A 21058-nucleotide genomic window follows, 5' to 3' on the forward strand; every position below is an offset into this window, starting at 1 on the left:
TCTCTTGACAAACACCTATTTTATATTTCATCATTTAATATATACAAAATTATCTGAAAAGGAGATTTTTTATGCAACGTTACTTTGCCCTTCTCCTAGCACTTATTCCGATTTCATTAGCCATGTTAGGGATTAAATTAATGAGAGATACTGTATTCGGCATTCTGCTTTCTCCCTTCTCTGTATTATGGCTACAATTTCTAATTGGCGCATGTTGTTTCGCTGTCGGTTTTTATCTTTTTGGCGGCTTCATTTTGCACCGTGATCGAAAACGAAACAAAGTACAGGCCCGCTTCAGAAGATAAAGCAAACCTTTACATGAGTCGAATTTTCACAAAACCTACCGCTAAGATATGAATAGAATAGCAAGATAAAAATTAAGACCCTTCTCACGAAAGGTCTCATTTTTTATCTTGCAACAGCGCTCTAGCCGTTTCCGGATAGTCTGTAATAATCGCGGAAATATTCATATCAAAATATTTACGGATCACTGTCTCATCATTAATTGTATACGGACGAACCTCTACTCCACTCTCCATTGTTAACTCCGCAATTGCATCTTGAAGATAGCGATAATTTGGATGAATTGCAGTTGCTCCCATCTTTTGCGCATATGCCCAAGGACTATGTAATCCTTCTCGATATAAAATCGCTGTTTGAATATCTGGTGCCATCATATGACAATGTTTCATGCTGTAATGATTAAATGATGACAAAATAACCCGTTCCTCAAAACTATACTTTCTCACAAATGTAATGACTTCTTCTTCCAACCCTCTATAGGGAACTTTGTTATTTTTAAGTTCAATATTCAGGAGCAATGAATTGGATTTCAACCAATCCAATACTTCCTCTAATAAAGGGATAGGACAAAAGCCTACTTTTTCATTAAACTTATAACTTGCATCTAGCTTTCTTAAATCTTCATATAAGTAATTTCTCACTGCTCCTTTTCCATTCGTTGTCCGATTAACCGTTTCATCATGAATGACAACAACTTTTCCATCTTTCGTGAGTTGAACATCTAATTCAATCCCATTTGCTCCAAAAGATTCAGCAGCTTCAAATGAAATCATTGTGTTCTCTGGGTACGTACCCGCTGCACCGCGATGCGCAAATATAAGAGTCATCTTTACTCCTCCAATCTATGCTATACTATACGAAAAAGGAGGTACTTCTATGAGACCATTACAAATTTCTCCGGATACTGCAATTCGTCTATCAAAAGCGTTAGGTGTTCCCCTTGAACAACTTATGCATATGCCGCAGCATATTTTAATTCAAAAACTAGTTGAATTAGAAAAACAAAATAACGATGAAAAATAATATAGTCCTGTATTTGCAGGACTTTTTACTATCCTTCTTTCGCTCCCTTTCGAATACCTTTCATAATTATATCACGAGAACTGAGATGGAAATACTTCTATCTATACCATCAAGCTAAACAACAATCATTTGAAAAAGAAGTGTTAAAATAATGAAGAAACTTGGATGAATTGCATTAGGATTAAGTTGTGCCAGAATTTTATCCCGCTATTTTAGGGCAGTAAGACTCCCACCTCAAGATTCAGAGAGAAGCAAGGAAGATAGGTGGGAGTAGGGCTGCCCGTAACAGCCCGATTGGTGAGGGCTCATAATCAGTGGGGGATGAAGAAAACCCCCACTGATTAAAGTTTCACTTTATCATTTAGAGTAAGGAATGATTCTCCGCAATCGTATGCTTACGGAGATTATCCAGCACCACAAAGACCTGATTTAGCGTTAAACATAGGTGATGGTGGCGGTATTGGAATTGATGAAAACTGCAGTGATGCACCTGCACCCGTATACCAAAACCATGGTGAAGCAATGTAATTAACAAGAAAAAACACCGCTCTTTCAATAGTTTGAATAACTACTAAAAGAACAGTGTTCATCACCAAACGACCGAGTTATTGATCGGTCCGAAAAAACATGTGTCACTCAACGTTCTCTAATAATATTATTGTCGTTACTAATAATTTCAGCTCGCCTTATGTTCAAGTCTCAACTTATCCGCAACCATTGCGATAAACTCGGAATTTGTAGGTTTTGCTTTTGACATGGATACGGTATAACCGAATAAAGATGAGATAGAATCAATATTCCCACGGCTCCATGCTACTTCAATCGCATGTCGAATTGCACGTTCCACACGGCTTGCTGTTGTATTATATTTCTTAGCGATATCTGGATATAATACTTTCGTAATAGATCCTAACAACTCAATATCATTGTATACCATAGAAATTGCTTCGCGTAAATACATATATCCTTTAATATGAGCTGGCACACCAATTTCGTGAATAATGCTCGTAATACTCGCATCTAAATTTTTCGGTTTTCCATCTGCTGTTGTTGCCGATCGGAAAGATGGTAGTGGACGTTTTATCGCAGCGTTTGTTTTACCACTTACTTGACGAATATGGCTCGTTAAATTCTCCATATCAAATGGTTTTAATATGAAATAAGAAGCTCCTAGATCAACTGCTTTTTTTGTCACATCTTCTTGCCCAAATGCTGTTAACATAATAACATTCGGTTGTTTTAATCGTTCAATATGTCGCATTTTCTCCAGTACTGCTAGGCCATCTAAATGTGGCATAATAATGTCTAAAACGAGTACATCAGGTTGTTTCTCTTTTAATAAATTTAAACATTCTTGACCATTATAAGCCGTTCCGATTACTTCCATATCATCTTGGGCAGCAACATAACTTTCTAGCATTGATACCAATTCTTTATTATCATCCACAAGACATACTTTGATTTTCTCCACAGCTTTTCCTCCCTTACCGAATCGAATCGAATTTTCCGACATGTGTAAGCTTCTAGGCTACATGAATTGTTCGACAATTGTGTGAAATTTCCCTTTTAAAGTTTCTAAATTCCGATAAAATCACAAAAAAATATGTTTATCGTTCATTTCTTTTTTTTTGCATCACATTCCATCATAGAATTACAACAAAATGTCCACTCTTTTCTTTTATTTTACAACAAAAAACAGCTCTTGCGGAGCTTTTCCAAAATTTCAACGAATTTCTCAATAAAAAAGCAAGCCGATACACATCAGCTTGCTTTTTTCTCTTGTTCATAAATATTTATTCCTGCTTCATGTAACATCCACTCAATATGCACACCATATCCGGAAGTGGGATCATTTACAAATACATGTGTAACTGCACCAATCACTTTTCCATTTTGAACAATTGGGCTTCCGCTCATTCCTTGTACAATACCACCCGTTTTTTCTAATAAACGCTTATCAGTAACCTTTATAACCATTCCTTTTGTAGCTGGAAATTTTTGCGGTACTGCACTTACTATGTTCACATCAAATGATTCTACTTTATCGTTATCAATTACTGTTAATATTTTTGCTGGACCTTCTTTTACTTGATGAGATAATGCGATTGGCATCGCCTTATCCATTATCCCATTTTTCACATTCGTATTTAACTTACCAAAAATCCCAAATGGACTATTTATTGTAATATTCCCAATCACTTCACGATCTGGTGAGAATTTCGCTAACTTTTCTCCGGGATTTCCATGGCTCCCTCTTTCAATCGAAGTGACTGTCGAACGCATAATTTGTCCATCTTCCACTTGAATCGGTTTTTTTGTATCATTGTCAGAAATAACATGACCAAGCGCTCCATATTTCATGGAATTTGGATGGATAAATGTCATCGTGCCAATACCAGCTGCCGAATCGCGAATATATAGACCAATGCGATAAGATGATTCCCCACTATCTTTTTGTGGCGTTAACTTTGTGCGAATATGCTTCCCATCTCTCAATAACACAAGATGGAGCGGTTCACCTGTTTCACCACTACTATGAATAAATGGTGCTACATCGCTCATTCTTTCGATTGTTTTTCCATTAATTGCAGTAATCATATCACCAATTTGTACACCTGCTAGTTCACCTGGTGATACTTTCCCTTTTTCCGTTTGAATTAAATGATGTCCAACAACAAGAACGCCTTTCGTATTCAACTTCACACCGATAGATTGTCCACCTGGAATGACTTTAAAATCTTTTAACACTTTTACGTTTACTTTCTTCACAGGGAGACCAGCCAATTGAAACACCATATCCGCTTCACCATTTCGATGAGAATTCACCATAATCCCCGGTGCTTTTTGTTTGGGACTTACGGTAAACACGTTATGATTGGTAGATGAAGCTTGAAAAACAGGCAGTGATTCTATTTCTGATTGTTCCCCTTCAAAAATAACAAGTTGTTTTGGAAATGAAATAAATGTACGTAATGGTTTAAAACAGACAATAAAAACTAACGAAACAAGGAGACAAATCCCTATTATTTTCCGGAAGTGTTCTAATTTCAATTTATTCACTCTCCTCGCTCCTACCCCACATTCAGCCTCTTCGGCCTCATCTTTTAATCTCTCCTTGCAACGCCCTGTTTATAACCGGAAGAATTAAGAAATCATGATTTGAGCAAAAAAGCTATCCATTATTGGATAGCCTCTGCTGCTTGCTTAAAATGATTTGCTTGTGTAAGTAACTCTTTCGCATGTTCCGTAGTTAAATCCGTAATTTCTACACCAGAAATCATGCGAGCAATTTCTGTTACTTTATCCTCTGGACTTAGTATTGTGACAGATGTAATTGTCCGATCATTCGCTACTTGTTTTCGGATAAATAAATGCGAGTCCGCCATTGAAGCTACTTGAGGTAAATGAGTAATGCAAAGTACTTGTGAATTTACTGATACCCTGTAAATTTTTTCAGCAATCGCTTGTGCAACCCGGCCACTCACACCTGTATCCACTTCATCAAAAATGACAGATGCGACACCATGATGTTTCGAAAAAATACTCTTTAAAGCTAAAATGATACGAGATAGCTCTCCTCCAGAAGCAACTTTTGAAAGCTGTTTCAACGGTTCACCTGGATTTGTGGAAATATAGAACTCGACTTGGTCATATCCATCCACTGTTAATTTGACAGGTATTCCTTCAACGAGTGGATCTTCTACATTTCCTTCTTTTTTTGTTATTCTCACTTCAAATTTTGTTTTTTCCATATATAGTTCTTTCAATTCTTGGTGAATGGCACTTGTTAAGCGCTCTGCAAGCTCATGGCGCATATCACTTAACACTGTCGCTTCTTTTAAGATTACACTTTCCAATTCTTTTAACTCTTTTTTAGCCTTTTCAATATGCACATCTTTATTTTCAATCGTAAATATTTCTTGCTCTATTTTATCTGCATACGCTAAAATCTCTTCTACAGTATTTCCATACTTTCTCTTTAGCATACGAATTTCATTTAAACGATTTTCAATTTCATCTAAACGATTTGGATCATATTCCATCATATCTAATTTTTCTCTTAGCTGATAGGCTACTTCTTCCAGCAAATAATAACTATTTGCTATCGAATCATGGTTTTCTTGATACGATTCATCTAAATGTGCAATACTCTCCATTTGCCCCATTGCATTTCGCACATGATCAAGACCTTGTCCATCTGCACTTAATGAACGATAAGCATCACCTAGCGCTTTATAAATCTTCTCAAAATTAGAGATTTTCAAGCGCTCCTCTGTTAATTCCTCTTCTTCATCTACCTTTAAATCGGCTTTACGAATTTCTTCACATTGAAATTGAATTAAATCCAAGCGGTGAGCCATCTGTTGTTCATTTTCTGTTAAAGCTTTTAACTGTTTCTTCAATTGTTCATATTTTACATATACTTCTTGATATTTTTCTAATTGTTTTACAATTCGATCCCCATCAAAATGATCAAGCATGAAGAGATGCCGTTCTTCATTCATTAAATCTTGTGTCTCATGTTGTCCGTGAATATCAACAAGTGTTTTCCCAATTTCTTTCAATATGCTTAATGTAACAAGCTTACCATTGATGCGACATACACTTTTTCCATTCGCAGCTATGTCACGTTTTAAAATAATCATGCCATCTTCAATTTCAATATCTAGCTCTTCTGCCTTCGCAATGCACGGGTGTTTATCGTCCTCTATATAAAACAATCCTTCAATTTCTGCTTTCTCTGTTCCATATCGAACAAATTCCGCTGAGCCACGACCACCAACAAGTAAGCTAATTGCATCAATAATAATTGATTTTCCCGCTCCTGTTTCACCACTTAATACAGTTAAGCCTTTTTGAAAAGAAATATTTAATGACTCAATAATAGCAAAGTTTCTAATCGATAATTCCGATAACAATGCTTCATTCACCTCGTTATAAACTAATGCCCTATTAAGAGCTTTCATTACATATGATTTAAATCGTTATCCTCTATATATCACATCTATCATGTATTCTCTAACATGCTTCATTGTACCAAACATTTGTTTTATGGGTCAATCCGCCTCTTTATGTATACCATTATAAAAATCCTATTTTTCACAATAAAAAATATCTTGTTTACTTTCTCATTTTAGTAAGAAAGTAAACAAGATTCTTTTTTGTTACAGCATATTTAAGAAACGATCCGATACATTACCAGTATCTTCAGGCGTACGACAAATAATTAAGCAAGTATCATCACCACAAATGGTGCCGATAATCTCGTCCCACTCTAAATGATCAATAAGCGCTCCTAGCGCGTGAGCATTACCAGGTAATGTTTTTAACACAAGCATATGCCCTGCTGTGTCTAATTTCACAAACGAATCAACTAGATTTCGTTTTAATTTTTGTAACGGATTAAAGCGTTGATCTGCTGGTAAGCTATATTTATAGCGGCCATCATGTAATGGCACTTTTACTAAGTGCAGCTCTTTAATATCACGTGATACAGTTGCTTGCGTTACATTAAAGCCTTCGTTACGTAAAATGTCAACTAGTTCATCTTGTGTTTCAATTTCTTTGTTCGCGATAATTTCTCTAATTTTAATATGGCGCTGACCCTTATTCATACATTTGCACCTCACACTATCTCTTACCATAGTTTAAACGTTGATATACTTCACTTATTTATGTTAACGTATAATCGTTTTATTGTACACAATTGTTTTTACAATCATTATACAATTCCAACAAAAAGAGGAACAACATACGTTATTCCCCTTTTCCCTTTTGTTTTAACACTTCATGCGCTTCTGTAACAACTTGCTCGATGGAAATTGGAGAATGGTTTTCGCCAGTCTCGCGCTCACCATACCATTTTAAATGGATTAAAAATTCGATATTTCCATCTCCACCTGTAATCGGTGAGAACGTCAAGCCTTGTACATCGTATCCTTCTTGTAACGCAAAGTCGACAATCATTTCAACAACAGCTTCATGTACTTTTTTGTCACGAACGATACCTTTTTTTCCAACTTGTTCTCGCCCAGCTTCAAATTGCGGTTTAATTAATGCAGCTACATCACCATTTGGCATAAGCATTGTTTTTAAAACCGGCAAAATAAGCTTTAATGATATAAACGAAACGTCGATGCTTGCAAACTGAGGTAATCCACGCGCTAAGTCAGCTGGTGTGACATAACGGAAGTTCGTTCGTTCCATCACAACAACACGTTCATCTTGACGAAGTTTCCACGCCAATTGATTGTATCCTACATCCAAAGCATAAGATAACTTTACTCCATTTTGTAGCGCACAATCTGTAAAACCACCAGTTGATGAACCAATATCAATCATAATTTTATCTTGCAAATCAAGTTGAAATACTTGTAATGCCTTTTCTAATTTATAACCACCGCGGCTTACATAAGGCATAACTTGTCCCTTTATTGTAATGGGTGTGTCCTCAGGAATTTTTTCCCCCGGCTTATCGATCCTCATCTCATTCGCATATACAAGCCCAGCCATAATGGCGCGCTTTGCTTTTTCACGCGTTTCAATCAGCCCGCGTTCTACTACTAATACATCTACTCTTTCTTTTTTTACACTCATTTGTTACGCCCTTTTTTGTTTTGATGGAATCATTGTATGAATGCGATCTACAACCGCATCTGTTGTTAAACCAATTTCTTCTAATAATTTCGTAACGCTACCATGCTCGATAAAATGATCTGGAATTCCCATTCGTTCAATCAATGCACTATGATATCCATGTTCAGCAGCAAACTCCATGACTCCTGATCCAAACCCGCCGATTAAACAAGCTTCTTCAATTGTTAAAATCGGTATATTCTTTCCTAAAAGATCATGCAAATATGCTTCATCCATTGGCTTAATAAAACGAGCATTTACCACCTTTACAGAAACACCAGCTTTTTCAAGACGCTCTGCTGCTTCCATAGCCATTGGAATTGTTGTCCCAAATGTTACAATGGCTGCTTGCGTACCTTCTCTTAATGTTTCCCATGTGCCAATTGGAATCACCTTTAATTCATCATCCATTGGAACACCAAGTCCATTTCCACGTGGATATCGAAGTGCAATCGGTCCATCTTCATATTGCATTGCTGTATATACTAAATGTTGTCCTTCATTCTCATCTTTCGGCATCATAAGGACGATATTTGGTAAGTGGCGTAAAAACGCAATATCAAATACTCCTTGATGCGTTTCTCCATCTGCACCAACTAATCCAGAACGATCAATACCGATGAAAACATTCAAATTTTGACGGCATATATCATGAACAACTTGATCATATGCTCTTTGTAAGAACGTCGAATAGATCGCTAAGAATGGTTTCATTCCTTGTGTTGCCATTCCAGCTGCCATCGTTGTTGCATGTTGCTCGGCAATTCCTACATCAATCATACGATTTGGAAACTCTTGATGAAACTTCTCAAGTTTAGATCCAACAGGCATCGCCGGCGTAATCGCTACGATACGCTCATCCGTTCTTGCCAGTTTGCGAACCGTTTCACTAACAACGTTGCTCCATGCTGGAGCAACTTCCTTCGGTTTCACAAAGTCTCCCGATTCAATCTTATATGGGCCAGTGCCATGCCAAGTACCGATTACATCACTTTCAGCAGGTTTATACCCTTTCCCTTTCTTTGTAATCACATGAACAAGTACTGGGCCTTTTGTTTTCTTCGCATATTGCAGCGTTTCAAATAGTTTTTCATAATCATGTCCATCAACTGGACCTAAATAAGTAAAACCTAATTCCTCAAAAAAGACACCAGATACTAATAAATATTTCAAGCTATCTTTAATTTTTTCCGCCGTCGCTGCAACTTTCCCACCAACTGCTGGAATCTTTTTAAGAATATACTCTAGTTCATCTTTTACCCATTGATATTTGCCAGCTGTACGCAAGCGACCAAGTACATTATGAAGTGCTCCAACATTCGGTGCGATTGACATTTCATTATCGTTAAGTATCACAATCATATCTGTCTTTTCGTGTCCGATATGATTCAGCGCTTCTAGAGCCATTCCTCCAGTTAAAGCACCATCTCCAATAATTGGTATAACATATTCATTTGTTTTCTTTAAATCACGCGCTAAAGCCATTCCCATCGCAGCAGATAATGACGTTGAGCTGTGACCAGTTTCCCACACATCATGTTCACTTTCACAACGTTTTGGAAAACCACACAATCCTTTATACTGCCTTAATGTACGAAACTCTTTTGCACGCCCTGTTAAAATTTTATGAACATAAGATTGATGTCCGACATCCCATAAAAATTTATCTTTCGGACTATCAAATAATGTATGCAGAGCAATTGTGAGTTCTACTACACCTAAGTTAGGAGCAATATGTCCACCTGTTTGAGAGAGCTCTTCAATTAAAAACTTGCGAATATCCTCACTCAATTCCTCTAGTTCACTGATAGACATATCTTTCAAAAAACTAGGGTTTTGAATTTGCGTTAGATCCACATGGATCACTCACTTTCATTTCATAATCTGTCAACATGTCAAATATTATAAAAAAACTTTACATAATACAAGAAGTTCTTATCTTTTCTTACTTGGATACGCCCACTTCTTTGTATGATGAAAAAAAGAGCCGCTCACACAACGTGACAACGGCAATGTAATCTAAGTATATTTTTGCCAATAAAAAGAAAAGAAAAACCTTTTTCTACATTTATACCACAAAATGATGAATGACTCAACAAATGAAAACGCTGTTATACTAGTTGTTACGCTTTGCGATGAGATCACAAACAGAGAGCAAGTATGTATCTTGTAATTGCAGGGACATAATTGCATCTTTTGCTTTGGCAATCGTTTCTTCTAATATGCTTTTTGCTTCGTCTATCGCAAATAATGTCGTATATGTACTCTTTTCATTGGAAGCGTCGCTACCAATTGGCTTTCCAATTTCTTCTTCTGTTCCTTCCACATCTAAAATATCATCTCTAATTTGAAAGGCGAGGCCAACATATTTTGCAAAGACAAGTAGCTTTTCCTCTTCTTCTTTGGTTGCACCGGCAATGATAGCACCAGCAAGTACAGCAAACTCTAATAATCTTCCTGTTTTATGCTTATGGATATACTCTAGTTCATTCAGTGTAAGGTGCTTTCCTTCTGCTTCCATATCCGCTACTTGTCCAGCCACCATTCCTTCTGGCCCCGCGGCTTTAGCAAGCTCAAGTGCTAGCCTTAACTTTATTTCACTAGAAATTCCTTCATGGTTATACGCTGAGACTACTTGAAACGCATAGGTGAGCAAGCCATCGCCTGCTAAAACAGCCATCGCCTCTCCAAATACTTTATGATTGGTTGGCTTCCCGCGTCTTAAGTCATCATCATCCATACATGGTAAATCATCATGAATTAAAGAGTATGTATGAATCATTTCAAGTGCACAAGCTGCGCCTATTCCAAATTCTCGTTCTTTCCCAAACGCATGCAAAGTTGCAAATAAAAGTAACGGGCGGAGACGTTTTCCACCCGCTTCTAATGAATATGCCATCGCATCGCGAAGCACGTTTGGACATTGCAATTCATTCGCATAACGCGCAAGTTCTTTTTCTATAAACATTTTGCTTTCTATTACAAAAGCATCGAAATCTCCATATGCCACTATGCTTCATCTCCTAAAGCTGTAAATGGCTCAAGTTGTCCATCTTCTCCAAGGATTACTGCCATTTGTTCTTGTACATCTTTTAATTTCTCATCACACAACTTAGACAATTCCATACCTTCTTTAAAGTATGAGATTGCTTCTTCTAAAGGAACATCGCCTTGCTCAAGCTTGGAAACGAGATGCTCAAGCTGTGAAATCGCCTCTTCAAAGCTCAACTTATTTTCCATTTGATTCACGCTCCTTTACGCTTGATACATTACAATCTAATATACCATCTTGTAATTGCACGGAAACTACATCTCCAGCACTAACATCTTTTACACTTTTCAATACTTGATTCTTCTCACTATATACAAGTCCATATCCTCTCATCATGACTTTAAGCGGACTTAATGCTTCTAGTTGCTTTGCTATTCTCACAAATGCAAATTCTTTCGTTTGTAATACCGTTTGCATTTCTCGTCGTAATTGCTTTTGCAATGTTTCAATCGCTATCTTTGTTTGTGAAATTCTTTGAGCAGGATGGTGCTTCTCCAAGTAAAATGAGAGCTGCTTTAACTGATTCACTTTTTTCTCCATATAGCGCTCTTTTGCTAAAACAAGTTGCTCAAGAGCTCGATCTAACTGCTCTTCTTTTTGTTCATATATTTGTCTTGGATAACGAAATGCATATGACTTTTGCAGCGCTTGTAATCGCTCTTGCCTTTTATGTAATATTTCTCGCATCGCTCTTTGTAAACGAAGTGTTCTTTGCAATACTTTCTCTTGCATTTCAAGAATATTGGGCACAGCTAATTCAGCAGCTGCTGTCGGCGTCGGTGCACGTAAATCTGCAACAAAATCAGCGATTGTAAAATCCGTTTCATGTCCAACAGCAGAGATAATTGGAATCTTACTTGCAAAAATTGCTCGCGCAACTATTTCCTCATTAAAAGCCCACAGCTCCTCAATAGAACCGCCCCCGCGGCCAACAATTAATACATCTATATCATTCATCTCATTTGCTGTTTGAATAGCTTGTACAACAGAGGGAGCAGCAAACTCCCCTTGTACAAGTACTGGAAAAACAATCACATTCCCAATTGGATAGCGACGTTTAATCGTCGTTATAATATCACGAATAGCCGCCCCCGTTGGTGATGTAATCACACCAATTGTTTTTGCATAGGCAGGAATAGATTGCTTATAAACTCGAGAAAATAACCCTTCTTCCTCTAGTCGAACCTTTAATTGCTCATAAGCTAAGTGAAGATTCCCCACACCATCAGGTTGCATATCATGAACATAAATTTGATAGGAACCACTTGCTTCATAGACAGAGATTTTCCCTTTTACAAGCACCTTCATTCCATCTTCTGGTCTGAATTTTATATTACGATTATGCCCCGCAAACATAACCGCTGCGATCCTTGCATTTTCATCTTTCAATGTAAAATACATATGGCCACGGCTATGATATTTAAAGTTTGAAATTTCTCCTTTTAACCAAACAGACTGCAAATGCGGATCATACTCTATTTTTGTTTTGATATAGCGTGTTAATGCTGTAACGGTTAAATATTGCTTTTCCATTTCTCTCTCCTCATAGCCGCTTCAAATTATTTGCAGATAAAACCTGCACGTTTAGCAGATTCAACTGTATTATGAAGAAGCATCGTAATTGTCATCGGACCAACACCTCTTGGTACCGGTGTAATGTAGCCGGCAATATTTAGTACATTTTCAAAGTCGACATCACCGCATAGTTTCCCTGTCTCTAAGCGATTCACACCAACATCAATGACAACTGCTCCTTCTTTTATATAATCAGCCGTTACCATTTTTGGTCTTCCTACAGCTACAACTAAAATATCAGCTAACTTTGACAATTCTTTTATATTTTTCGTTTTAGAATGACAATACGTAACAGTCGCATTTTCATTTAAAAATAGTTGTCCTACTGGTTTTCCAACGATGTTACTTCTTCCAATTACAACAACGTGTTTTCCAGAAATATCAATATTCGTTTCTTTTACTAATTCTAAAATGCCATGTGGCGTACATGGAAGAAATGTATCTTGTCCTGTCATCATACGCCCAATACTAATGGGATGGAATCCATCTACATCCTTCTTAGGTGAAATTCTTTCAATGATAGCTTTCTCTTCAATATGTTTCGGTAAAGGTAATTGTACTAATATTCCATTGATACGATCATCCTCATTTAAACGATCAATTTCAGCAAGTAAACGCTCTTCCGTAATCGTATCTGGAAATTCGATAAGCTCTGAATAAATCCCCACTTGTTCACAGCCCTTTTCTTTTCCCTTTACATAAGAACGAGAGGCAGGGTCTTCTCCAACTAAAATAACTGCTAATCCTGGTACAATCCCTTGCTCTTTTAACTTCACAACTTCTTCTTTTAATTGTGCTCGTTTTTTCTCCGCAACTTCATTTCCTTTGATAATTACTGCTACCATTTTAAGATTCCCCCTTAAAGAAATTACAGTGTATCTTTTATATTAGATAAAACGCCGTTAATAAAACGACGAGATTCCTCATCCCCAAATGTTTTCGCAATTTCAATTGCTTCATTGATTGTTACATTATGCGGAATTTCTTCCATGTATTTCATTTCATAAACAGCTAAGCGCAAAATACTGCGATCAACAATACTAATGCGTTCTAATTTCCATTTTTTTAAATTTTGACGAATTAACTCATCAATTGATTCTTTATGCTCTACAAAGCCACCAACAAGTGAATCTAAAAATTCATTCGTTTCTTCCCCTTCATCTAGCGTATTCTCTACCGCTACTTTCGGGTCTAATTCTCCAGTAATATCCATTTGATATAATGCTTGCATGGCTCTTTCTCTAGCCGTCCTACGTTTCATTGTAACTCTCCTTTATACTTCAAGTCTTTCTTTATGATTTGTTATATTATTATAATTTATAAGTTCTCAATTTACTTACTTTTGTAGTTTTCATTGATTTTTCAACCTTATAATACAATGATAATAACACAATTTATCGTTTCATACACGGGTTACACAGCTGAAAAATAATAAAAAAAATTAACTTCAAGTTCCACATCTTATCATAATGTACGTTTTTAGGAAAAACATAGCTGTTCTCTTTCAGATTTCATATTTTTAAAAATAATATAATAATTAGAGGAGTTGATTGGTGAAGAAACGAAACGAGAAAAAAGGTGCCTAGTTTATGAGGCACCTTTTCATTCTTACACTGGCTCGATTTCTGTTTGTTGTGTTTCGAATGTTACGCCAACGATGTGAACGTTCACTTCTTTTGGCTCAAGACCAGTCATTGTAAAGAGCGCTTGACGAATGTTGTCTTGAATCTTTTGTGCGACAACCGGAATAGCAACGCCGAAATACATAATGACATAAACATCCACAATGATATCTTCGTTTACTAATTCAACCTTTACACCTTTACCATGATTTTTCTTCCCTAATTTTTCCACAACATCTGTCGCAAAATTCCCGCGCATTGCTGCCACACCATCTACCTCAGCAGCTGCAATACCTGCAATCACTTCAATTACTTCTGGTGCAATCTCTACTTTTCCAAGAGTTGTATCTTGACCCATATCTAACATATGTTCAGCCATGAAAAAAACCTCCTTTAAATATATCCCGCATCAACAGGCAGTGAAATCCTCTTCAACGTTCTTAGAACGAAAGAAGATCAATAGAAGATTCTCTGCCTATAGATGCCCAATTAGTGAAAGCTACATGAGTGGAGAAAAACGTTCCACCAATAAAAGTTTCACTTTATTACTGCGTCACAAGTTCATGTTCTTCCAAAAACTTTGTATTAAATTCACCTTTTACAAAATCCGGATGATCTAGCAATTGTAAATGGAACGGGATTGTTGTATGTACGCCTTCAATGACAAATTCACTAAGCGCTCGCTTCATCTTTGCAATTGCTTCTTCACGAGTTTTTCCGTGAACGATTAGCTTTGCAATCATCGAATCATAGTAAGGTGGAATTGAATAACCTGGATAAACAGCTGAATCGACGCGAATACCAAGCCCACCTGGCGGTAAGTACATTTCAACTTTACCTGGGGATGGCATAAATTTTTTGGCAGGGTTTTCCGCGTTAATCCGACATTCCATTGCCCAGCCATTAAATTGTACTTCTTCTTGCTGTAACGATAGCTTTTCTCCAGAAGCAACACGGATTTGTTCTTTAATTAAATCCATTCCTGTCACCATTTCAGTCACAGGATGTTCAACTTGAATTCGTGTGTTCATTTCCATAAAATAAAAGCTTTTCGTTTTATATTCATAAATAAACTCAACCGTACCAGCACCTGTATACTCAACTGCTACTGCCGCTTTCACTGCAGCTTCACCCATTTTTTGACGAATTTCAGCATCCAAAGCAGGTGAAGGGCTTTCTTCTAACAACTTTTGTAAACGGCGCTGAATTGTACAATCACGTTCTCCTAAATGAATCGCATTGCCATGCGCATCTGCCATTATTTGAATCTCAACATGGCGGAAATCTTCAACGTACTTTTCTAAGTATACACCAGGGTTTCCAAAAGCGGTACTAGCTTCTTGCTGTGTAATTTGAATTCCTTTCACAAGCTCCTCTTCATGGCGAGCAACACGAATTCCTTTTCCTCCACCACCAGCTGTCGCTTTAATAATGACAGGATATCCAATTTCATTTGCAAGTTCGATCGCTTCTTCTATGTTTTTAATAATACCTTGTGAACCCGGTACAATCGGAACCCCTGCTTCTTTCATTGTATCACGAGCAACGTCTTTTGTACCCATCTTTGAAATCGCTTCTGGGCTCGGCCCAATAAAGATTAAATTACACTCACGGCATAGTTCAGCAAAATCAGCATTTTCAGCTAAAAATCCATAACCCGGATGAATTGCATCACATCCCGTTAACTTAGCAACACTAATAATATTTGTCAAATTCAAATAGCTTTCTTTTGACATCGTTGGTCCAACACAATACGCCTCATCAGCTATCTGTACATGAAGTGATTCTTTATCTGCTTCTGAATAAATAGCAACTGTTTCAATATCCATCTCTTTACATGCGCGAATAATGCGCACTGCAATTTCCCCACGATTGGCTATCAATACTTTTTTTATCATCACAAAGACTCCCTTATTACGCTTTTACAAGAAATAGCGGTTGTCCATATTCAACAAGTTGTCCGTTATTAACAAGAATTTCAACAATTTCGCCTTCTACATCTGCCTCAATCTCATTAAATAACTTCATTGCCTCTACAATACATACAACAGAATCTTTTGATACGCGATCTCCAACCGTTACATATGGAGGTGCATCAGGTGAAGAAGAAGCATAGAATGTTCCTACCATCGGAGATGTGATTTTATGTAAATTCTCATCTTTCACAGCTTTCTTCTCTTCCTGCTTCGGAGCTTCCGCCTGCGCTGCTGCCGCTGTTGTTTCCACTTCTACAGTTGGAGCCGCTGCTTGCATAACTGCTGGGGCTTGTCCTACCACTACTTCGTGACCGCGTTTTTTCATTTTAATTGTTGTACCATCTTTTTTGTATTCAAATTCATCAATATTAGAGCTATCAATTAATTTAATTAATTCACGAACTTCCTGAATTTTAAACATATAAAACCCACTCCCATACTCTTGTTTGTCTCGTTTTTACAGTCGCCCTATAAAAAAGAACCGTTTCGCTGTAAAAATACGATGCATTCCACTGGAAACATTCTCTTTCAAAATGTACCAATAGAAAGATTGACTAATTCCATCTTACGATAAATATTTTCAACATTCCAACTTATATTTCTTTACTATAAATCGAAACTCCTGTAAAAATATAATTTCATTACATATTTTATCACCTAGTAATAATACCAAGTTTCACATGAAATTGGCAAGACCACTTCAAAAAAAAGGCTGTTTTCTTTTTCATAAAAGAATGCAATAACATGATGTTTCCTATATGAATCGTATTTCTAAATGTACAAAAATATATTTTACTAAATATTATTTTTTTGTTTACAAACCGTTTATTTTTCCTTCATATAAAAATAGTATGTTCAAAGGGAACGAAAATATCGTGTAGCGAGGTGCCGAAATATGATTTGGCTCATTCTATTTCTACCAGCTGTAACCGTTTGGGTCATTGTTACTTTTGTTCATATAAAATCTGGAGAAAGCAACCATCATTACCACGAACCTTTTATTTTCCACTCTCAACGCATCCCTCCGTTTCGGATTGAAGAAGACCATGCGAATGAAATGGAAAAAAGCTATCGAAAGCGATAGCTTTTTTCCATTTCTCTCTGCCTTACCACCAACCTTTGATTACTTAACAGGATCAAACTTCACACCTACATCCTTCGCTCCAGCTTCGCTTCGTACAAGTTGAATAATTTTATTTGCTTCTTTTTGCGAATGCTTTGCTGCTTTCACTGTTACTTTAATATCAGTTCCATCTGCTCTTACAAGGGCATCTTTATAGCCACCTTGCGATTTAATAACCGTTTCCAGTAAGCTTTCCTTTGTCTCCATTGTAGTAATTGCATCAAAACTATCTTTCGCTTTACTCTTTTCCTCTGCGGAAGATTTCGATGAATTAATTACATTTTGTAATTTTTCTTTCTCAGCACTACGCTGATCCTCCATTTGCATACGAAGAGCTGTAAAATTCTCATCATTCGATTCAACAGTTACATTTCCTTCCTGTTTACTCGTTTCTTTATTACCACTATCTTTTTTCTCTGTTTCTTTACCCGCAGTTTCTTTTTTCTCAGATTCTTGATTTGTCGTTTCTTTCGTTCCTTCTTTTTTAACATTTTGCTTTTCTTGTCCAATTTTTTCACTTGCTGTTGGTGTTACATTATTCATTTTCTCTGGTGTTGTTACATAATAAACAGATAAGACAACAACTAGACTTAACATCGTCAATAACCAAACTGTTTGTTTTTTCAACACTTCACTTCCCCCTTAACCTTTTTTTGGTAACACAGCAACGCGGTGTGCTGGAACATCTAACATGCGCGTTACTGCTTCTTTTACCATTGATTTGATTTGTATATTATCCACTCCCTTTGCCACGACAAGAACACCGCGTACTTTCGGCTTTTCCGTGCGCAAAACAATAGGAGTTTCTTTATCCCCTTCACGGATAATCACTGTTTTCTCGTCCGTTGACTCGTCCTCCACCTCCCTTTTCCCTCCCGTTTTATCTGTTTCTCCCGTTGTTTGAGATCGTTTTACAATATTTTTTTCGAGTATTTTTTGTTCAGAGGAGTCAAGATTCACTTCAATTGATACTTCTTTCACACCTGTAATATCTTCTAACGAAGACTTTAATTCTTGTTCATATGCTTTTTCATATTTTTCTACCATAGACATACTATCGTTATTCTTTTGCCCAAAAGTAGGTATATCTTTTTCCGTCTTTTGACTTGTCTGTTCTTTAAAAACTGGCACCTCTTCTTTCTTCGGTTGAAAGAAATTACTAGAGAACATAAGCAAGATTCCAAGTATAAGTAGGACAAGCAAAAATTTTGGTGTTACCTTTTTTCCCTTCTCCCTATCTTCTTTCTCCTCTCCCTTAAATAAGTTGCGAAAAAATGAGAACTTTGAACCCTTATCGTTATTGTCCATTCCCTCTACCTGTCCCTCCTTCCATTTGAACTTGGATTTGTTTATCCTCTAGCTGCCATTTGCTTGAAAAGAACTCCTTCATTTCTACATTCATTTCTTCCGTTGTTTGCTTCGGTTCTTTCGTATTGATTTCAATTGGTTTTACAGTTTCAATTGCATCATTTTTCTTCGGTTCCCTTTCTTTCAATGTTACAATAACAGACTCAATATCTTTTGCTGCTCTTACTTCTTCCTTTGTTTCTAGCGCAACTACCTCTATATTAGATACTGTCATACCATACTTTTTCTCAAACTCTTTACCGATTTCTTTTTTCATTTTGACAGCCATCTCTTCTAAACTATATGCACGTGTAAGGGCTTGTATTTCTTTTTTCTTTGTATCAATAGAATTTTTTATAGAATGATCTGTTACATATTTTTCTTGATTAAAGTTAGCGATTACCTCATTTACATCTGTTTGTAATAGTTTGAATAACGGAGTCAAAATCAACACGATTAATAGTAGACTTACAACAAATTTTACATATTTCTGTAAATTAGAATTAGGAAGTAACAAATGAAGCATCGTCGCTAAAAGCAAGAATACAATAATGTTTCGAATCCATTCCGTAACAAATTGCATATTCCTCACCTCCTAGCGCATCATGAGGGTAATATTCCCTGCGGCGATCATAATCGTAATGCTAAGGAAGAACATAAAAGATACGATTGCTAGACAAGCAAACACATAAATAATGCTTCGTCCTATAATATCCAAACATTGAATAATCGCTCCCCCGCCAACTGGCTGTAAAACAGCGGCTGCAAATTTATAAATAAAGGCGATACAAAAGATTTGAATAGCTGGAAATGCTACGATTAAACATAAAATAACAAGTCCAATCATCCCTACTGTATTCTTAAGTAGTCCAGACGCACTAATCACAGTATCTGCAGCTTCTGTAAACATTCTGCCTACTACTGGTATAAAGTTTCCTGTGACAAACTTCGCTGTTTTTACAGCGATACCGTCAGCAACTGCTGTTGCTGTTCCTTGTACGGATAACACTCCAAGAAAAACGGTTAAAAATATCCCGATAATCCCAACGCTAACTTTCTGAAAAAGTTTAGAGAGCTTCGTAACTTTATATTGATCACTCATCGTACTTACGATACTTAAAATTGTTGCAAGTAACAAAAGTGGAAGAACGATATAATTCATAAGTAAACCGCTTGTATTCATTAAGAAAACGATAATAGGATGAAAGAATGATACGGATACAACGCCGCCTCCGGTCGCTATTAAAGCCAACAAGATTGGAAGCAATGCCAATATGAAATCTACCATCGTTTGAATCGTTTCTCTTGCATAAGTCATAACTACATAAAAGCTATTTAATGCAAAAATAATGAGCACCATGTATACAACAGCATCTGCAATTTTACTAATGCTACTTTTGGCAAAAGCGGATTGCAAAGATTGTAATAGCGCACTAAAGATTGTGAGCATAATAAGAGTCCCAAGTAACTTCCCATTTGCAACAAGCTCATGGAACAAATACTTGAATAAACCTATCATCCACTCCTTTATTGAAAATTCTTTTTCTCCTTTCACAAATTCCATAAAACTTCCCTTTTGACTTTCTGGTAAGTAACCGTCATATTTAGTAATCAGCCCATCCCAAAACTGCTTCACATCCTCAATTCCAAGTTTGTCCAATTGCTGATCAACGACGTTTTGTTCTATGGGAGAAGCTTGTACGACAATTGGTAAAGAAAAGAAAAGGAAGCAAGCAAACAGCAGCTTAGCTCCAAACTTCCGCAACATCTACTCCCCCTTATCCCGTAGGTAAAAAGCCAAGAATGGTTTCAATTACAACTGTTAAAATCGGAATGGCCATAACAAGTATTAATATTTTCCCAGCTAATTCGATTTTAGAAGCGATTGCTCCTTGCCCTGCATCTTTTGTAATTTGTGCCCCAAATTCAGCAATATAAGCAATGCCAATAATCTTTAATAGTGTTTCGACATAGACATTGCTCACCTTTGCTTCACTGGCAATTCGCTCAATCATTCTTAAGATAGAATGAATTTGATCGATTAATAGAAGAAACATTACACTACCAATAAAGACAATAAATAGTGATGTAATGCTAGATTTATGTTGATTTAATATAGCCGCTAAAAAAGTTGCAACGAGGCCTAATCCGACAATTTGGATAATTTCGATTCGAATCGCCTCCTTTACTGGAAGAGAAAGACACTTTTAATCTTGTCGAACAATGTATTGATTAGGAATGCTACGTGAAATAAAATCACTACAAAACCGACAAGAATGACCCAGTTTGCAATATCTTCCCGCTTTAATTCTTTTAATACCGTATGAATGAAAGCTAATATAATGCCAATTCCGGCGATTTGAAATATTAACCCTACGTCAATGGACATCGCCTTTCTCCC

At 36.7% G+C, this 21058-nt stretch carries 24 protein-coding genes; 3 read left to right on the forward strand and 21 right to left on the reverse strand.

Annotation, left to right across the window (positions count from 1 at the left end; all coding sequences use genetic code 11):
- Positions 1 to 71: 71 nt before the first annotated feature.
- The gene (locus MR063_RS01845) at positions 72 to 305 is read left to right on the forward strand and encodes a DUF2627 domain-containing protein (RefSeq protein WP_242143721.1); all 234 of its coding nucleotides are present in this window, start codon (positions 72 to 74) and stop codon (positions 303 to 305) included.
- Between the two features lie 96 nt (positions 306 to 401).
- Here MR063_RS01845 and MR063_RS01850 read toward each other — a convergent pair whose 3' ends face one another.
- Positions 402 to 1130 carry a glycerophosphodiester phosphodiesterase gene (locus MR063_RS01850; RefSeq protein WP_242193092.1) on the reverse strand — a complete coding sequence of 243 codons (729 nt, stop codon included), beginning with the start codon at positions 1128 to 1130 and terminating at the stop codon, positions 402 to 404.
- A 49-nt stretch (positions 1131 to 1179) separates the two neighbouring features.
- Here MR063_RS01850 and MR063_RS01855 point away from each other — a divergent pair, with 49 nt between their 5' ends.
- The gene (locus MR063_RS01855) at positions 1180 to 1326 is read left to right on the forward strand and encodes a YycC family protein (RefSeq protein ID WP_242143723.1); all 147 of its coding nucleotides are present in this window, start codon (positions 1180 to 1182) and stop codon (positions 1324 to 1326) included.
- A gap of 676 nt (positions 1327 to 2002) precedes the next feature.
- Here MR063_RS01855 and spo0A read toward each other — a convergent pair.
- From spo0A to accB, 14 genes are all read right to left on the reverse strand, one after another.
- A complete protein-coding gene (gene spo0A, locus MR063_RS01860) occupies positions 2003 to 2797 on the reverse strand; it encodes a sporulation transcription factor Spo0A (protein ID WP_242193093.1) in 795 nt (264 codons plus the stop codon).
- A gap of 290 nt (positions 2798 to 3087) precedes the next feature.
- Complete coding sequence (spoIVB, locus tag MR063_RS01865; RefSeq protein ID WP_242193094.1) at positions 3088 to 4386, reverse strand: SpoIVB peptidase; 1299 nt, start codon at positions 4384 to 4386, stop codon at positions 3088 to 3090.
- Between the two features lie 119 nt (positions 4387 to 4505).
- Positions 4506 to 6245: a DNA repair protein RecN gene (gene recN, locus MR063_RS01870; RefSeq protein WP_242193335.1), complete on the reverse strand. Its 1740-nt coding sequence runs from the start codon at positions 6243 to 6245 to the stop codon at positions 4506 to 4508.
- Between the two features lie 246 nt (positions 6246 to 6491).
- A complete protein-coding gene (gene argR, locus MR063_RS01875; protein ID WP_012095328.1) occupies positions 6492 to 6941 on the reverse strand; it encodes an arginine repressor ArgR in 450 nt (149 codons plus the stop codon).
- Positions 6942 to 7083: 142 nt separating this feature from the next.
- Positions 7084 to 7923: a TlyA family RNA methyltransferase gene (locus MR063_RS01880; RefSeq protein WP_242193095.1), complete on the reverse strand. Its 840-nt coding sequence runs from the start codon at positions 7921 to 7923 to the stop codon at positions 7084 to 7086.
- 3 nt (positions 7924 to 7926) lie between these two features.
- Entirely contained in the window at positions 7927 to 9819 is a 1893-nt protein-coding gene (gene dxs / locus MR063_RS01885; protein WP_242143730.1) for a 1-deoxy-D-xylulose-5-phosphate synthase, read from the reverse strand.
- A 259-nt stretch (positions 9820 to 10078) separates the two neighbouring features.
- The gene (locus MR063_RS01890) at positions 10079 to 10930 is read right to left on the reverse strand and encodes a polyprenyl synthetase family protein (RefSeq protein ID WP_242193336.1); all 852 of its coding nucleotides are present in this window, start codon (positions 10928 to 10930) and stop codon (positions 10079 to 10081) included.
- A gap of 41 nt (positions 10931 to 10971) precedes the next feature.
- Positions 10972 to 11202, reverse strand: coding sequence for an exodeoxyribonuclease VII small subunit (gene xseB, locus MR063_RS01895; protein ID WP_012095332.1), 231 nt, complete (start codon positions 11200 to 11202; stop codon positions 10972 to 10974).
- The gene (xseA, locus tag MR063_RS01900) at positions 11192 to 12547 is read right to left on the reverse strand and encodes an exodeoxyribonuclease VII large subunit (protein ID WP_242193099.1); all 1356 of its coding nucleotides are present in this window, start codon (positions 12545 to 12547) and stop codon (positions 11192 to 11194) included. Before xseA ends, xseB begins: the two co-directional genes overlap by 11 nt.
- Positions 12548 to 12573: 26 nt before the next feature.
- Entirely contained in the window at positions 12574 to 13434 is an 861-nt protein-coding gene (gene folD, locus MR063_RS01905; RefSeq protein ID WP_242193100.1) for a bifunctional methylenetetrahydrofolate dehydrogenase/methenyltetrahydrofolate cyclohydrolase FolD, read from the reverse strand.
- Positions 13435 to 13457: 23 nt separating this feature from the next.
- On the reverse strand, positions 13458 to 13850 hold the full coding sequence (nusB, locus tag MR063_RS01910; RefSeq protein ID WP_242193101.1) for a N utilization substance protein NusB: 393 nt from the start codon (positions 13848 to 13850) through the stop codon (positions 13458 to 13460).
- Positions 13851 to 14197: 347 nt separating this feature from the next.
- Positions 14198 to 14590: an Asp23/Gls24 family envelope stress response protein gene (locus tag MR063_RS01915; protein WP_242143734.1), complete on the reverse strand. Its 393-nt coding sequence runs from the start codon at positions 14588 to 14590 to the stop codon at positions 14198 to 14200.
- Positions 14591 to 14756: 166 nt separating this feature from the next.
- On the reverse strand, positions 14757 to 16109 hold the full coding sequence (gene accC, locus MR063_RS01920; RefSeq protein WP_242193103.1) for an acetyl-CoA carboxylase biotin carboxylase subunit: 1353 nt from the start codon (positions 16107 to 16109) through the stop codon (positions 14757 to 14759).
- A gap of 16 nt (positions 16110 to 16125) precedes the next feature.
- The gene (gene accB / locus MR063_RS01925; protein ID WP_242193106.1) at positions 16126 to 16608 is read right to left on the reverse strand and encodes an acetyl-CoA carboxylase biotin carboxyl carrier protein; all 483 of its coding nucleotides are present in this window, start codon (positions 16606 to 16608) and stop codon (positions 16126 to 16128) included.
- A 474-nt stretch (positions 16609 to 17082) separates the two neighbouring features.
- Between accB and MR063_RS01930 the strand changes: the two genes are divergently transcribed.
- Positions 17083 to 17271 (forward strand): DNA recombination protein RecO, encoded by a 189-nt coding sequence (locus MR063_RS01930; protein WP_242143737.1) that lies wholly within the window; start codon positions 17083 to 17085, stop codon positions 17269 to 17271.
- Positions 17272 to 17310: 39 nt separating this feature from the next.
- Here the strand turns inward: MR063_RS01930 and MR063_RS01935 are convergent, their stop codons facing one another.
- The 6 genes from MR063_RS01935 to spoIIIAC are packed head-to-tail and all read right to left on the reverse strand — an operon-like array spanning position 17311 to position 21046.
- Positions 17311 to 17940 carry a SpoIIIAH-like family protein gene (locus MR063_RS01935; RefSeq protein ID WP_242193107.1) on the reverse strand — a complete coding sequence of 210 codons (630 nt, stop codon included), beginning with the start codon at positions 17938 to 17940 and terminating at the stop codon, positions 17311 to 17313.
- A 12-nt stretch (positions 17941 to 17952) separates the two neighbouring features.
- Positions 17953 to 18618 (reverse strand): stage III sporulation protein AG, encoded by a 666-nt coding sequence (gene spoIIIAG / locus MR063_RS01940; protein ID WP_242143739.1) that lies wholly within the window; start codon positions 18616 to 18618, stop codon positions 17953 to 17955.
- Entirely contained in the window at positions 18608 to 19240 is a 633-nt protein-coding gene (spoIIIAF, locus tag MR063_RS01945) for a stage III sporulation protein AF (protein WP_242193109.1), read from the reverse strand. Before spoIIIAF ends, spoIIIAG begins: the two co-directional genes overlap by 11 nt.
- Before the next feature lie 12 nt (positions 19241 to 19252).
- A complete protein-coding gene (gene spoIIIAE, locus MR063_RS01950) occupies positions 19253 to 20425 on the reverse strand; it encodes a stage III sporulation protein AE (protein ID WP_242193111.1) in 1173 nt (390 codons plus the stop codon).
- A 10-nt stretch (positions 20426 to 20435) separates the two neighbouring features.
- Complete coding sequence (gene spoIIIAD / locus MR063_RS01955) at positions 20436 to 20834, reverse strand: stage III sporulation protein AD (RefSeq protein ID WP_313928208.1); 399 nt, start codon at positions 20832 to 20834, stop codon at positions 20436 to 20438.
- Between the two features lie 8 nt (positions 20835 to 20842).
- On the reverse strand, positions 20843 to 21046 hold the full coding sequence (gene spoIIIAC / locus MR063_RS01960) for a stage III sporulation protein AC (RefSeq protein ID WP_012095344.1): 204 nt from the start codon (positions 21044 to 21046) through the stop codon (positions 20843 to 20845).
- Positions 21047 to 21058 lie beyond the last annotated feature (12 nt).

The sequence above is a fragment of the Bacillus cereus group sp. BfR-BA-01492 genome (assembly GCF_022662815.1).
Taxonomy (GTDB): domain Bacteria; phylum Bacillota; class Bacilli; order Bacillales; family Bacillaceae_G; genus Bacillus_A; species Bacillus_A cereus_BD.